At 45.2% G+C, this 15,503-nt stretch carries 11 protein-coding genes; all 11 read right to left on the bottom strand.

Features of this window, described 5'->3' with window-relative positions; translation table 11 throughout:
• Positions 1-4: 4 nt before the first annotated feature.
• The 11 genes from WC496_08235 to WC496_08185 are packed head-to-tail and all read right to left on the bottom strand — an operon-like array spanning position 5 to position 15,502.
• The gene (locus WC496_08235; protein ID MFA5293006.1) at positions 5-1,609 is read right to left on the bottom strand and encodes a sulfatase; all 1,605 of its coding nucleotides are present in this window, start codon (positions 1,607-1,609) and stop codon (positions 5-7) included.
• A 31-nt stretch (positions 1,610-1,640) separates the two neighbouring features.
• Positions 1,641-3,674 carry an alginate lyase family protein gene (locus tag WC496_08230; GenBank protein MFA5293005.1) on the bottom strand — a complete coding sequence of 678 codons (2,034 nt, stop codon included), beginning with the start codon at positions 3,672-3,674 and terminating at the stop codon, positions 1,641-1,643.
• Positions 3,667-5,166: a sulfatase gene (locus WC496_08225; protein MFA5293004.1), complete on the bottom strand. Its 1,500-nt coding sequence runs from the start codon at positions 5,164-5,166 to the stop codon at positions 3,667-3,669. The genes WC496_08230 and WC496_08225 overlap by 8 nt, the downstream gene beginning before the upstream one ends.
• 19 nt (positions 5,167-5,185) lie before the next feature.
• Entirely contained in the window at positions 5,186-6,619 is a 1,434-nt protein-coding gene (locus WC496_08220) for a sulfatase-like hydrolase/transferase (protein MFA5293003.1), read from the bottom strand.
• 14 nt (positions 6,620-6,633) lie between these two features.
• On the bottom strand, positions 6,634-7,545 hold the full coding sequence (locus WC496_08215; GenBank protein ID MFA5293002.1) for a hypothetical protein: 912 nt from the start codon (positions 7,543-7,545) through the stop codon (positions 6,634-6,636).
• Entirely contained in the window at positions 7,542-8,516 is a 975-nt protein-coding gene (locus WC496_08210; protein MFA5293001.1) for a family 43 glycosylhydrolase, read from the bottom strand. Before WC496_08210 ends, WC496_08215 begins: the two co-directional genes overlap by 4 nt.
• Positions 8,517-8,561: 45 nt before the next feature.
• A complete protein-coding gene (locus WC496_08205) occupies positions 8,562-9,638 on the bottom strand; it encodes a uroporphyrinogen decarboxylase family protein (protein ID MFA5293000.1) in 1,077 nt (358 codons plus the stop codon).
• Between the two features lie 29 nt (positions 9,639-9,667).
• Positions 9,668-11,047 carry an MFS transporter gene (locus WC496_08200; GenBank protein MFA5292999.1) on the bottom strand — a complete coding sequence of 460 codons (1,380 nt, stop codon included), beginning with the start codon at positions 11,045-11,047 and terminating at the stop codon, positions 9,668-9,670.
• A gap of 12 nt (positions 11,048-11,059) precedes the next feature.
• A complete protein-coding gene (locus tag WC496_08195) occupies positions 11,060-12,301 on the bottom strand; it encodes a hypothetical protein (GenBank protein ID MFA5292998.1) in 1,242 nt (413 codons plus the stop codon).
• A 15-nt stretch (positions 12,302-12,316) separates the two neighbouring features.
• Entirely contained in the window at positions 12,317-13,552 is a 1,236-nt protein-coding gene (locus WC496_08190) for a hypothetical protein (protein ID MFA5292997.1), read from the bottom strand.
• Positions 13,553-13,576: 24 nt separating this feature from the next.
• A complete protein-coding gene (locus WC496_08185; GenBank protein ID MFA5292996.1) occupies positions 13,577-15,502 on the bottom strand; it encodes a hypothetical protein in 1,926 nt (641 codons plus the stop codon).
• Position 15,503 lies beyond the last annotated feature (1 nt).

The following is a 15,503-nucleotide window of genomic DNA, read 5'->3' as shown; positions in this document are numbered from 1 at the left end:
TTTTTTATGTTTTCGGCAAAAACTTTTGGTTCAACTCATCGCTGTCGCCATAATGTGTTCTCAATTGTTCCAATTGGTTTTTGAGCCGTTTTACAATATCGCCGTATTCAGGATCATCATAGAGATTTTTGAGTTCATCAGGATCTGTTTGCAAATCGTATAGTTCCCAGACATCTACGTCGTAGTAGAAATGAATCAGCTTATAGCGTTCGGTACGTATTCCGTAATGGCGTTTGACCTGATGAATGGCCGGAAAATCATAAAAATGATAATACATAGCATTGCGCCAGTCGGATGGATGATGGCCTTCAAGAATCGGGACAATGCTCTGCCCCTGAATATCCTGAGGGATTGCCGTGTGTGCCGCATTAAGAAAAGTGGAGGCAAAGTCCAGGTTCAGAACTATCTCCTGCGAGACAGCGGCGGCTTTTATCTTTTTCGGCCAGCGCATCAGCAGCGGCATTCGTAATGATTCCTCATACATAAACCGTTTGTCGAACCAGCCGTGATCGCCCAGGAAAAACCCCTGATCGGATGTATAAACAACGATGGTGTTATCCGCCAATCCATTTTTATCCAGGTAATCCAGCATTCGTCCGACACTATCATCAACTGCGGCAATGCTCCCCAGATAATCGTGCATATAACGCTGATACTTCCAGCGAACAATATCTTTTTCGCTCAATTTGCCGGCCTTCATCTGCGCAATAAATTCCTGATTTCTTGGCTCGTACCAATCGTCCCATTGTTTTTTCTCCTTCAGCGTCATTCGGTTGTATTCCGTATGCTGCAAATCAGATGTGAAATATTCCGGAAACAGATTTTCACCTTTGAATTTCATATCGTGCGACCAACTGAAATGTTTTCTTATAGACATTTCGCTTTGCGATGACGCTTTTGAACGGCCGGAATGATCGTCAAACAATGTAGCAGGTTCCGGAATCGTTCCTTCTTTGTATTTATCGAAATAACGGGCAGGCGGCGACCAGCAGCGATGAGGAGCTTTATGCTGGCTAATCAGTAAAAATGGTTTGCTTTTATCTCGGCGCTGCTCAAGCCAATCTATCGAGAAATCCGCGATAAGATCGGTACAGTAGCCTTGATAGCGTTTACGTGAGCCATCCATTTGGCGAAAGACGGGATTATAATAGAACCCCTGACCCGGAAGAATCTCCCAATGATCAAAACCGGTAGGATCGCTTTCCAAATGCCATTTACCAATCATTGCAGTCTCATAGCCTGCCTTACGGAGCAATTTGGGGCATGTTTGCTGGGTTCCGTCAAAAGGAGCCATATTGTCAATCTTGCCATTAATGTGGCTATATTTGCCGGTCAGAATAACCGCACGGCTTGGAGCGCATATCGAATTAGTGCAGAAGCAGTTTTGAAATCGCATTCCTTCGTTTGCCAGACGATCGATATTAGGAGTTGTGTTGATTCGGCTGCCATAACAACTCATCGCCCCGATAGCATGGTCGTCGGCCATTATAAAAAGAATATTTGGTGGATTTTTGTTTGAAGATTTAAGAAATTGCGGTTGTCGGCACCCAATAACAAAAGATGCCGCACAAAGTGTACCTGCATGTAAAAAATCACGACGATTCAACATAATAACTTTCCTGTTTCCAATTTATCTAACATTACGATTTTATTTCTACTGTAAGCAGACCGGCAAGCGGAATTTTTAATTCCATCGGAACTTTATCATCGGAGGCAATTTCCAGTACCACACTGTCATCTTCGACAGAAATAATTTTACCTTCCGCCATCGGAACTTTACCCATTGCAGGAACGAGCAGCCATGCAAAGACAGAAGTCTTTTCGATTCCTGCTGAGTATATCGACACTATTGAGGGAACGAATTGATTATATTCTCTGCTGTACCAACCCTGCATATTCGGTTCGCCGCGGCCTTTGACCAAATCCGTTTTCCAGTTAAGCTTACTTATGGGCACAATGCGAAGGTTGCCTTTATCAGTATCCACGGAAACCGTGGAAGAGTCATCTTCAATCTTAACCGTACATTCCGGATGCCAGTGCCACAACGCCTGAATATTTCGCGGCCGGTCCGTATCAATCCTGTCCACGACAATCCAGCAATTATTTCTTAGATAAACAACTGCGCGAGTGTGCGAGACCTGACCTTCGATATTAACGTAGCCACTGTCAAAAATGCCTCGCGCGTAATCATAGTCTTTGCTTATCAGAACGTTATCTTTTACCACCCTGGTTTCACGTTCACAATGTTTCTGACCCCGGCTGTCAATAAGAATAGTATTGTGAGCGGCTGTGCTGACAACATAATTGCGGGCTGGGCTGAGGCGGTAAGCGTATCGGCCGCTATCAACAAGAATATCCCTGCCGAAAGCAGCAACAGAGAGGTGGAGTTTGTCATCATGAAAGTGGCCTCCAGTTCCCAATTGTCCGAAATCGAAAAACGCCCATTGAGCATCAGCGGCATAGCTGTTGCGCATTATAAGCTGGCCTGCCCATGGGAAAACAATCGAAGGCTGCCCTGCCGGTACTTTGCCAAGCTTACCGTTAGAGGCAATCCATTGCCAATCCGGCCGATTTAAAATTTCGGCGTATTTGAGTACTATATCCCTGTTGAAATCTCTGTCCGAATCGTTATTAAGCAGACCATAACCATCAGGCCGCATTGAACAGGCCACATAGTTCCACATTTGCTCAAGACGCTGATTATATTCAGCAGGTACTGTCTTTTTGGAATGGCTTACTAAATCGGCAAAAAGCTGGAAGCCATCCTGCAATGAAGCCAGATGATAATGACCGGTCAGTTCTTTTTGGACTCCATCGGGATAGACCTGAGTGGAAATTTGCGACGACATTTTGGCAATTCCATAGTCGAGCCAGTCGGGGGAATTTTTAAACTCCGGCCAACATACTGTGGCGATAGCCAGGCCAGACATCTCCATTGTAATCCAGTTGCCGCCAGCCGCGTGAAAATTCCGCAGGTAGTGGGCGTGTTCAGGAATGCTCGAAAGCATCAAAATACGGGCCGCCGGGGTAAATTCATTGGAATCCTGCAGTGCGTAAAAAATCCGGCTCCAGTGACGGAGTCTCCAATACACCTCAAGGCCTCGCCACTGCGGCGTGTTACTTTTGACGCCGGGATACGGACTTGAGGCCGCCCAATCGCGGATATGTTCATCTATACAACGGGCATAAACGGCATTACCGGTTTGCAGATATGCATCTAATAATGTTTCAAGGTGATAATGGCGATTCAGGAACCATGCCCATTCCTTATCGTTATCAGGGCCGTTATAAGTCCAGTCGAGGCCGCCGTTATTCAATCTCGGAACTTTGGCGCGAACTGTTTGGGATGTAATAGTATCATCGATAATTTCCTGTGCCTGTTGAATCGTGCCGGCGTCGGTTTTGGGTAGTTGTTTTCTGAGCCAGCCGCCTGAATCGCATTTTTTATAATATTCAATAAGCGCATTACAGGCAGCAGGCAAATCGTTTTTCTTCACCGCGGCGGCAACCTGTTCTATTCCATCTTTTGTCAAATCAAGATTTTTAAAAAGGTTAACAACGCGTTCAGGATATTTGCCGCATACCCATTCTATGCCGGTTCCCGACGACCCGGCAAAGACCGGGCCATCCAGACATAATAAAATACTAAACAGAATAATAATCGTTTTATTCATTCGCTTCTTCCACCGCATCAAAACCATCCCATGGACTTTTGCCTTCTGCCCGCGGGTCTTTGGTTTTTTGCTGATATTGATAAAGCTTCTGTCGAATCTTTTTTTTTGTTTCAGCAAAAGCAGGTTTATCCGCAAGATTATTAAGCTGGTCCGGGTCATTTTCGGTATCGTACAGCTCTTCAGCAGGCCTTTTGGCAAATGCCTTTTGAAACAAAGGCATCACTTCAGGAACATTTTTATGCTCAACCATATACGCCTTGGTCGGCCCATTGTCGCAGTCTCCGAAATTCTCCGGATCGCCCGCCGGCCAGCGATCAGGTTCATAATTATGGATATAAAGCCAGCGATGGTCTCTTATTGCCCGTATAGGATAACCCTCTCCTTTGGGCCTGCACATACTGTGACGTTCCGTCGCGGTACATACAAAATCCCGCTTTGAATCCACTCTACCTTTCTTGGTTGATAATAAAATATCCATGAAGCTGCGGCCTGTCATCTCGACAGGGATTTGCAAGCCGGCAGCAGCAAGAAACGTAGGCGCAAAGTCAGTATGACTTATGAAATCATCTACGACACGACCGCCTCTGACATTTTCGGCCCAGCGTACAGCAAGCGGCATACGAACGCCAAGGTCATAAAGATTGGCCTTTGCGCGAGGGAAAGGCATACCATTGTCCGATGTCGCCACAATGAGTGTGTTATCAAGCTCGCCTTTATCTTTCAGAATCTTAAGCATTTGTCCGAGATGTTTATCGTACCACTCGATTTCCATATAATAATCCAGAATGTCGCTGCGTATTTCAGTGACATCGGGCAATGATTTCGGTACAGAGGCATCCTTCAGTTTTTTGCCGGATTTTAAACCGGAACCTTTTTCGTAATCTCGGTGAGGCTCCTTTGGGCCGAACCAGAAACAGAACGGCTGTTTGTCTTCTCGACAGCCGAGAAAACTATCAAAATTTGCCGCATAGTCCAATTTTCCTATCCCATTGGAAGGAGAAACAGTGGTTTTACTATTGTATTGTTTGCCGGCCGGGTTACGGTCGCCCCAGCCGCCGGCCCTTGTACTGCCCGGCGCCCAGCCTTTGCCTGTAAAACCGACATGGTAACCCGCCTCTTCCAAAAGCGATGTATAAACCTTAAACTTGTCCCTGGACAATGTTCCTTTCAGCATCGCGCCCTGTTCCAATCGCCATATTTCCTGGCCGGTCAGAACCGCCGCCCGTGAAGGCGTACAGGAAGGCGAGGAACAGAATGAATGCGTAAAAAGCACACCCTCTTTCGCAATCCGGTCGAAATTCGGTGTTTGCACAACCTTATCGCCATAAGCTCCTGCGTGCAGCCACGACTGGTCATCCGCAATGCAGAAAAGTATATTGGGCCTTTTACTTATCGCTTTTTGAGGAGAAGCTTTGAAGGCACTGCACGACCCTGAAACCGTCAGCGAAACAGTTCCAACACTCACAGCTTTCAAAAAATCTCTTCGGTTCATTAATTATCCGGTTTATAAATTATTTGTAATCTTCGCCATTAAGACTTCGAACAACGGATTTCATCCATCGTTCGAGTTCGAATTCCATTTTTTTTGTGCGTTTCGGCTGTTGCGATAACAAATTGCTGCTTTCCCGCGGGTCCTTCGCAATATCATATAATTCCATTTTTACGCCCTGCGGAGTCTCAATCCTGTGAAGTTTCCACGGCCAATCAAGCCATGCGGCGTGGCCCGGAAAGGAATTGTCGGAATACTTTTTTGAGATTATGCCGGCATTAAAATTCGCAGGTGAATCTTTTACTTCTTTACCGGCTTTTTGCGCATCCAAAAGTGCCGCCATTTCATCTGTGCTTGAAATAACCAAACCTTCGGCCGGATAACGCCAAAAACCTATCGGGCTGGGCCGTACGTTCATTTTATTATTAATTAACGGAACAAGACTGATTCCATCGAGCGGTAATTTTTTATTCAGTTTGGCCCCGGCAAGTTCCGCAATCGTCGGGTAAATATCACTGGTATCGCAGGGAGTATTCGTATTTCGCGGCGAACCGATTTGCGCGGGCCATTCAAGCAAGGCAGGAACACGAAGACCTCCTTCATATATGTCAGCTTTATGACCCCGTCCTCCCGTTCTGCTGACTTTTAGACCGCCGTTATCGCTGCAGTACCAGAGCATCGTGTTTTGATGAATACCGAGCGTTCGCAGTTCCTGTCGAAGTTTACCCATGGCACGGTCCATGCCTGTGATTTCACCGTAGAAATTCTGCAATTTATCACGTTGATCTTTATATACAGCACGGTCCTGTTCAGAGGCTTCATGAGGATTGTGAGGAGAGCCGAACCAAATAACCGCAAGGAACGGCCGGGGCGAGCCGGCATGTTTGCGAATGAATTCAAGGGCAACCTCTACCGTCACCATTGAACTTTCGCCGGTGTACTGAACGGCGGTACCTTTTTTGCTGAGAATTGGGTCATTATCGAAATAATTCGGCGCCGATACCCATTCATCAAAGCCGCTGCTGCCCGGATTGACGGAACTGTTTTTTAAAACTGAACCGAGATGCCATTTCCCGAAATGGCCGGTTACATAACCTGCGGATTTCAGCGTTTCAGCGATTGTAATTTCCTGAGGTCGAAGATTACAGCCCCAGGTAAAACATCCGAATCTATTCGGATGACGGCCGGTCATTACACTCCCGCGTGTAGGGGAACAAACCGGCGAGGCGGCGTAGAACCTGTCAAACCGCAGTGATGCGGCAGCCATTTCATCAAAATTAGGAGTTTTGAGAACAGGATGACCATTGTAGCCCATATCGCCCCATCCCTGGTCGTCAGCCATGCAGAGAATCACATTCGGCCTTTGGGGCGTTTGTTTACCAAAGGCCGGCAAATCTCCCATTGTTACAAGCAGTGCTCCGGCACCGGCGGCTTTTAAAAATTCACGTCTTTTCATCGCAGCTATTTAAGTTAATTACACGGACTATATGTTAACCATTTTAAAGTGAATTCGGCAAAGTCACTCATATCAACGGTACAATTATTATCCAAATCACCCAGTGGTTTTGGGAAACAATCATCACTAAACCATTCTGCGGCGATAGTCTGAAGGTCCTGAAAATTTACAGTACCGTCTTTATTTAAGTCAGGCTGTCTTTCGATGCTGAAAAAATCAAACTCTGCCCTGTAATTTTCCGATACAGGGCCGCCCTTATTGGCTCCAATTCCCACATATATATCGCTCAGGTCGGACTCGAACGTGGGACCGAATTCCTGCCAGTTCTGACCATCAGAACTGAAGAGGAAACTATAATATTTGCCGCAGGTTTTTCGTATCTGTAAGTAAAAAGTATTGGGAACTGTATATATTTCACCGTAGGAAGTTGTCTGTACTTTTTTTTCACTTATGGCATGCAGAAGCGGCAACACTCCGCCATCGGGAAAGGTCCACTGTGTGGCCCGAAGCATGACATAATTATTGGTATCCTGCCATACTATTATAAATGCCTGTTCTGTATACGCAGCAGTTAGAGGTATCATAGTAACTTTGGTGGTAATGTGCCAGTCGCCGGCAGGCGCTTTTTGCAGAAAAATATTTTTTATATTGGTATTTTCGCCCAGGATATCGCCATTGGACATGGTAACCTTCAGTTTACCATCTATAACAGACCACAAATAATTATCTTCTGCCCATGCATTCGACCAGATGGAGCGGTCAAGGGTATCGCCTGTAAATTCATCCGTCTCAGCACTGTAAGGATATGCCGAACCGGAAGGATAAGGCCTGGGCTGACGGGTCGGAGCTCTATTCCCAACCTGGTCGATTTCCATCCGGTCCGGTCTGCCCGACTCCGGAGTAAATATGACACGGTCGATATTCATTTGACGCTGACCTTCAAATTTCGTCCCGATTTTCGTGTGATAGCAAATGAATAATTCATTGCCATCGGGAGACAGGGCGAAACCGTTATGTCCGGGACTGGAATAACCGATATTGTTCGGGTCAATTTGGTTCGGATCAGGATTGTAGGATTCGGGTTTGTATACTGCGGATAGGTGAGCCATTGCTTTAACAAAGGATTGTAGGAAGATTTCGTATAAGGCCCTATAGGATTGGAAGCCGTCGCATAGCCTACAGCATACATGTGGCCTCCCCAGTACTGAGACGACCACGTCAAGTAATAGGTGCCGTTGTGTTTGATAACAGATACGCCCTCCTGCCAGGTATTTTCCCAAGTTTGTGAAGGCTGCAAAAGAAAATATTTAGTACCATCTGTTTCATACATATTCTGTTTGAGTTTAACTACATCGATTTTACACGCCTGTCCGCTCCTGGCCAGGTCACGGGTCAGGAACATATATGGCGTACCATCGTCATCAATAAACACATGCGGATCAATGATGCTGACATTATTTGGAAGTTCGAGGACAGGCTGCCAGACACCGCCAACCGGTACAGGCAATGGGGAAAAAACACCATCCGGTGAATTGGCATCAGCGACAAAGATTGCACGCTTGCCAAGAGAATCCACAGGTGTGCAAAAATAAAAATAGAAATGGCCATCTTTTTCCACCAGTTCCGAAGCCCATAGATTAGTATAGGTCAAATAGGGCGTCAGATTGATATAGTCCCCGGTTCTGATCCAATTTACCATATCATTCGAGACATATCGTTCGGTCCCGGTACCCGCTAAATAGTATGTGTAGTTGCCATTTGATGTTTTTAAAATTGCAGGGTCGGCAATTTTAACCGCCAAGGGATTAGTATATTCGGCGGTGGCGGCCTGAGCATTTGCCGCAATCAGAAGAATACTCACGAACAATAACGAGTTTATGATGATTATTTTGCACATATTTTACTCCTGTAATATTCTACTTCAGTCAGTCCAAAAATTTCTTCAACCTTTTGTAACGGTTTCAACCATTGCGATAATATTTTCCACGGGTGTTCCGGCCTGCACATTATGGCAACTGCAAACAATATACCCCCTGCCGTCGGAGGCGAGTGTATCGAGACAATTTCGCGTTTCATTACGCACATCCTGCGGCCTGCCAAACGGCAAAACCGACTGATTATCGATGCCGCCATGAAACACGACACGGCTGCCGTATTTCTTTTTCAGTTCGGCCGTATCCATTCCGGGGCAGGCGTGCTGTATGGGATTAAGCACATCTATGCCGCAATCCAGTAAGAACGGAATTAGAGGTTCCACGGCACCATCGGAATGATAAAATACTTTTTTGTCGTATGAATGAATCAGGCCGCACCAGCGTTTCATACGCTCCTGAAAGAATGTTTTCCAGATTGCAGGAGATATTAGAAGGCTTTGCTGCATGCCCATATCGTCACTGATAAATACCAAATCGAGATGGTCGCCGAGAACCTGCAGATATTTTTTCAGCATTTTTGTCTGGCAATCTTCTATACGGTCAAGGATTGCGACGGCAAGAGACTCGTTCGTCAAAAGGTCCATCAATGACTGTTCCAGTCCCCGCATCTGACAATAAACCTCAAAGAAGGAAATCCACGGTCCGATAGTCACATAACTGGGCGAAACTTTTTTCGCTGTTTCGAGTGAACCCTGGTAATCGAAACAGTCCGGGTCAGGCCAGAATTCGTACCTGTCCAGCATTTCGGCAGAGTCATATTCCTTCAACGGCGGCGTCCCGAATTCGTGATAGACGGCTTTTCCGGATTGAATGGGTTTTAAGGGAACGCCCCATGTGGTGCGTTCTCCCACGGCCTGGGCACCTACCTGTGAGCCGGTAAATTTATCGGCGGCGGGACTTTTATAACCGGGAAACAGCCACACAATTTTGTCAAGGTTCATTGCACGGTATAATTCAAAATCGTCTGCGACATTAAAATACTCTTTTAGTGAAGCGGCAACTTCATCTGTGTACCATAAATCCACTGGTATCCGGTCAACCGGCTCATTATTAAGAATAGCCAGTATTCTTTTCTTTGGCGTCATAAAATCTCCAAATAAACAGGTTGTATATTCTAATCATTCTGCTTTGTACTGTTCAACTGCAGACGAATCTGTTCCATCTTTGTTTTCGAAAGAGGATATAAGAATGTGAGAGCAATTGCGGCCACCATGAATACCATCGGCAGGAACACGAAAAATAGCCGCAGGTTATATACAGCTTCCGGCATCTGCTGAGACACTTTCTGGTCATATCCGGCGATTGCAAGTACATAACCGCTCATCAACATAACGATGGACACACCTATCTTGACTAACAGTGTAAAAATCGAACCGTATGCTCCTTCCCTGCGTAATCCCGTCTTCAACTCGTCAAGGTCGCAGACATCCGCCATCATTGACGAAGTCAATACCCATACAAAAGAAAGGCCGGGCGAAACCAGTGCGGCAAAAATAAGCTGCAGCCATGGATGTTTCGGGTCGAACAAAAACCAACTGGCCGGAAACATCAAGGAAACAATTACTAAACCCGCTAAAAGGACCGGTTTTTTCCCAAACCGCTGCCCCAGATAATTAATGACAGGCACGCCTAATATTCCCATCACGCCGTAGACCGTCTGATACAAAAACCACGATGCGGCAGTACGGTCATGGTCATTCGGGGAAATGTAAGAAAGGTTAATAAAATACACCAGGGGGAACACCGCCAATACTCCCACCAAAACACTGACTACTATCATCGATAAAAGCAGGAAAGTCTTATTAGAGAAGGTGTATTTTAACGCCAATGAAATATTAATCTTATTCTGATTGTGCACTTTTTCACGGGAAAAAATGGCAGAAAGTATTCCGAAGACCGCGATTAGTCCTCCGAATAAAACACCGACGACACGAGCTCCCTCAACAAGATTGTTTCCGAACTGCGGCCGCATACAGAGCCATAAAATGCTCGGCAGGATAAAAGCCGCACCGGCATTCATAAAAAAAGTTTTGTAAGACATTATGCTGGTTCGCTCGTCATAGTCGTCGGACATTTCATATCCAAGCGCATTGAACGGCACGGAATATATCGTATAAGCTGTAAAAAATAATATGGAGGTCACGAGAAAATATATGAATATTCCTGTCTCACTCAGAGAACTCGGCGGCATCCAGAGCAATGCACACAAAAGTCCTCCGAGTATTGCTCCAATGAACATATATGGTCTGCGCCGCCCCCATCGTAGTCTCGTATTATCTGAAATATTGCCCATCACTGGGTCGGTGACCGCATCCCATAGCCGCGGAATTGAAAGAGCATAACCGATTAGTATCGGGCTGATTCCCAGTCCGGTTACATAGAGCGGAAATGCCAGAGTTGAGATAATATTCGCCATGATGACATCCGATATCGCACCAGTGGCATACATCGATTTAAGGCCAAACGACAACTTATTCCCAGACAATTTATTCATTTTGTATACTTTCTATTTATTGTTGGCATCTTCCGCAACGGCAGGTACGCTTTCAAGGCACAACTCATGTATCGCCTGGATAACAGGCTTGTTATCAGCGATTCCTCTCCAGCCGTAAACACACAACATTTTACAGCCGGGAAGGTTAAGTACCGTCCTGACGGCCTGTTTCCACGGTTCTTTTTCACGCGGCTGCGGCAAAGTCCATTCCGCTATCACCCAGTATGGTGCGTCACTTTTCCGGACATTTCGCATTATGCCCGCATTTTCCGCCGGGTTTTTGGAGTACCAATACTCACTCCATCCGGGGCAACTATATTGATTCACTGCCGCATCATACATCAATTCTCCGTTTTCATTGCCCCAGCCGTGAGTAATAATTTTGCCTCTGGGGAATCCGAAGTCATAGGCGCGTTTACAAATGTCTTCGAGATGCATTTTGACAACTTTATAAAGGTCTTCCTCGGTAATATCTCCCGAATCGCGAATACCCGCTGTTTTGACCGCTGCGAATCCCTGCTGCACAACTCCCCTGCTTAATACATCCGCTCTGACCGCACCTGATGTTGGGTCTTCCGATTTCGGTTTATCGCGCAACTGATTCCCATTCGGATAATAAAAGGAATTAATTCCAATCGAACTCTCCCATCCGAGATTCAAACCGGCAAATAGGTATTTTTTATCTTCAGGCAGTGATTTGTACCAGTTCAAAATCACCGGCATTAAAATATCCATCGATTCATGGCAGGCTTTTCGATATGCCGGACTCATCAGATTTGGAGGCGGCAGAACACGCAGTTGACTGCCCCAGTTTCGCCAGCAAATCTTCAACGCGTATTCAGGCCCCCACCACCGCCATTCGACATTATTGCGATTGTTGGGATCGTAGCCCGGCTTATTGGGATCCCACCAGTTCCATAAATCAGGACGATTTTGCCACCACTGTTCCCCGTCAAATTTTATCAGGACCGGAGTGTTTGTTTTTTCAGAGTAGGACAAAACATTTTTCAGCGACTCGGCAAGACCGTTAACATCCTCTCTGAGATAGGAAAAAATAAATATAACGCCTATTTTGACTCGAGCCTGTGACAAGCCTGGGAAATTATTTATCACTTCCGAAAACTTGGCTTCGTTGACATTTGCAGGTTTTGGCATCATAAACATTACATACTGTTCATCGAATTTTGTGTCAGATATAGCCGACGATATTTGCGGGATAAACAATATTAAAATTAAAAATAAATAATACTTCATAAATTCTCCGTTAATTTATTTTTTTACAGGCAGTGTGCTTCCAATACTCACTTGCCGAATTGCTTCTATGATAGGTTCGTTTGTAGAAATTCCCTTCCAACCGTAAATGCAAATCAGCTTGCAGCCGGAATAATTGAGAGTTTTGGCAATAGCTTCTTTCCAGATATTCGTTTCATGCGGCCTTGGCAGCCACCATTCAACTGCGGCCCAATAAGGCGCGTCACTTTTTCGAATATTCCTTGTTACACCTTTGTCTTCGTTTGGGTCGTGTGCATACCAGTAAATACTCCAGCCCGGACAACTGTATGAGTTTACTGCAGCATCATAGAGAAGTTCGCCGCTTTCATTGCCCCAGCCGTGAGTGATAATTTTGTCTCTGGGAAATCCGAAATCATAGGCGCGTTTACAAAGATCTTCAAGGTATATATGAACAACCTTGCACAAATCTTCTTCAGTAATATCTCCTGACTGACGAATACCAGCAGTCTTAACAGCGGCAAATCCCTGTTGTACAACACCTCGACTCAAAACATCGGCTCTTGCAAACCCCATTGGATCATCCTTCTCCGGCTTGTCCATTAGCTCATCGCCATTTGGATAATAATAAGCGTTTACGCCAATTGAAGTTTCCCATCCCAAATTTAAACCCGCAAACAGAAACTTCTTTTCTTCAGGCAAGGCTTTATACCAGTTAAGAATCACCGGCATCAAAACATCCATCGCGTCATGGCAGGCTTTTCTATATGCCGGGCTCATCAGATTAGGAGGAGGCAGAACTCGCAGTTGTCTTCCCCAGTTTCGCCAGCAGATTTTCATCGCGTATTCCGGCCCCCACCACCGCCACTCGACATTGCTGCGATTATTCGGATCATAGCCCGGCTTATTGGGATCCCACCAGTTCCACAAATCCGGGCGGTTATTCCACCATTGTTCACCGTCAAATTTAATCATTATTGGAGTATTTGTCTTTTCGGCGAAGAACAAAATACGTTCCAGTGATTTGGAAATAGTGCTGACATTCGTTTTCAGATAGGAAAGAATCACAGCCGTGCCAATTTTAATCTGAGAATGGGAGGAGTCCGGAAAACGGCTCATCATATCAGTAAAATTACCTTCATTTATGTTGGCAGGCCTCGAAACATCAAAATCCTTCATAATCAACAAATATTTATCGGTAATATTCGAATCGGACATCGCCTGCAATGTGCACGAGACAGATAAAACTAAACTTAACATTATTAATAATCTCATATTACCTCTTGCCATAATCTAAAATTACACTTTTTTATGTTCAACCCATATCGGGGTTGACCAGGCTTTATGACCATTTTTCTGAACAGCTCTTAAATAATAGAAATGATTAATATCCAGGCCGCTGTCTTCAAATGAAACTTTGACAATGCCGTTTGCAGATTTATCTGTTCTGCAGGTCTGGTTGTCTTTCAGTAATATCACTTCGATGTCTTCATCAGCACCGATTACTTCATATTCAATAGAGCACGAATCAGCGGCCTTTAACTGACTACCCATTATCTGGCCGTTTATTTTGAAATCGACATATATTCTGTCAAAACTTGCAGCGTAAACACGGTAATTCCACCATGCATCCCATATACTTTCACGGGTCAAATCTTTTGCCAGAAAGGCACCCAATGAACCTGCATACATCAGGTAATTCGATCTGCCCGGCCGAGAAACATGAGTATCAGAAGAACCAAATACCCCAAACCGCTTGCCTAAAGCCAATCCAGCCTGCATAGTTTTATTAGTGTTGGTTGTATGTAAAGGTTTGTCGTTGCCGGCATATTCACTTGTTCCATGGTTTGAAAAGATTTCTGCAAATCTCATAAAACGCTCATCCCATGACTGCCACGGGTAAATCTCCTGCCCGCGATCGAAAGCAAAATGATGAGGTCCGCCAATCACATCTAAACCTTTACTTAAATAATCATTCTCAACAATTTTATAAAACTGTTCAATTTTCTTCGGATTTTTACTTATAGGAGGAGCATCACAGGTCTTATGATATAAATTTATATGGTCCTGATTGGTGCCTGACTCTTCAGCAAGGAAAGTAACGAAGCGGCCTGGTTTATAATATTTTTTTGCCATTTGCTTCATTAATTCCCAATCGTTATGCCAGTGATCTGTTAACGCGCAAACATCGAGATTTGACTCATCCCTGCCGAATGAATAATATTCATCCGGAGTGCCGCAGCCGTCCGAAACGCGAGTATGACCGTGCATATCGCCAAAATAAATCCGTAATTCAGGTGCCTTATCAAAAATACGTATCGGCTCACTTCGCCCGGATAACTGTTTTGAAGTAAACCGCAAACGATAAGCACCCGGTTCATCAATGCGTATATTGAGCCGTGCCATACCATTAATTAATTTGACATTTGACGCCAATAGACGGTTGTTCTCATCCTTAATATCAACCGTCCCTTTATAATCCCTGGCAGTATTAAAATACTTGTCTTCCGCTTTCACAAGCAGTTCAAATTTTTTACCTGCCTCCTGAACCATTTGAGCCGAACCTGTAAAATGGTCGGCTTCCTGAGCAACCAAATCTATTTTGGGATAATCGCCGATACCTTTATATATTCCGCCTGCATCAGAATCCACCGCCACGAAAAATTCATGGTCTTTATCTGTACAAATCGGCGGAATCGCCCCGAATTCCTCGTTGCCGATAGTTACAAGAATTTTTGTACCGGCCTTTAATGGCGTATTTGTTATTTTAGCCTTCATGCACTGATGAAAGATAAGCGGGGTCGACCCGCACCAATCCGGCGCAGGAGGTCCGCCCGGTTTTCTATGGAAAGGTGGCGGCGCCCAACTATACCATTTGCTTTCAAAATTGTCGGCTTGTTTGCCAATTACACCGATATATTTTTTGCCTTTCGGATTATCCGTCTGGAAATCGGACCAGAAACCGTAATCCTGATTCCAAATCGCAGCGTGATGTACACCAACCCATATTCCGCCGCCAACTGGGATACCATTCTTTCCGACAGTGATCTCAAGGAGAACCCTGGTTTTTTTACCGGTAATCAATTTATTAGGTTCAAGGATGCGAGCATATCCCTCGCCGCTCCCATCAAAGGCTTCCGCTATTAACGGCATAAATGCAACGGCAGCCAGACCTTCTGTGACACGCACCAAAAACTTTCGTCTATTCATATTAGCTCTATTCATA

Source organism: Phycisphaerae bacterium (assembly GCA_041652575.1).
Classification (GTDB): Bacteria; Planctomycetota; Phycisphaerae; order Sedimentisphaerales; family UBA12454; genus UBA12454.
The sequence above is the reverse complement of the archived record's forward strand: the minus strand, read 5'-3'. Positions and strand labels throughout refer to the sequence as shown.

Coding starts and splice junctions, on each gene's coding strand:
- WC496_08190 (MFA5292997.1), bottom strand. CDS start 13,552: ATGAGATTATTAATAATGTTAAGTTTAGTTTTATCTGTCTCGTGCACA.
- WC496_08225 (MFA5293004.1), bottom strand. CDS start 5,166: ATGAACCGAAGAGATTTTTTGAAAGCTGTGAGTGTTGGAACTGTTTCG.
- WC496_08195 (MFA5292998.1), bottom strand. CDS start 12,301: ATGAAGTATTATTTATTTTTAATTTTAATATTGTTTATCCCGCAAATA.
- WC496_08185 (MFA5292996.1), bottom strand. CDS start 15,502: ATGAATAGAGCTAATATGAATAGACGAAAGTTTTTGGTGCGTGTCACA.
- WC496_08220 (MFA5293003.1), bottom strand. CDS start 6,619: ATGAAAAGACGTGAATTTTTAAAAGCCGCCGGTGCCGGAGCACTGCTT.
- WC496_08235 (MFA5293006.1), bottom strand. CDS start 1,609: ATGTTGAATCGTCGTGATTTTTTACATGCAGGTACACTTTGTGCGGCA.
- WC496_08205 (MFA5293000.1), bottom strand. CDS start 9,638: ATGACGCCAAAGAAAAGAATACTGGCTATTCTTAATAATGAGCCGGTT.
- WC496_08215 (MFA5293002.1), bottom strand. CDS start 7,545: ATGAATATCGACCGTGTCATATTTACTCCGGAGTCGGGCAGACCGGAC.
- WC496_08210 (MFA5293001.1), bottom strand. CDS start 8,516: ATGTGCAAAATAATCATCATAAACTCGTTATTGTTCGTGAGTATTCTT.
- WC496_08200 (MFA5292999.1), bottom strand. CDS start 11,047: ATGAATAAATTGTCTGGGAATAAGTTGTCGTTTGGCCTTAAATCGATG.
- WC496_08230 (MFA5293005.1), bottom strand. CDS start 3,674: ATGAATAAAACGATTATTATTCTGTTTAGTATTTTATTATGTCTGGAT.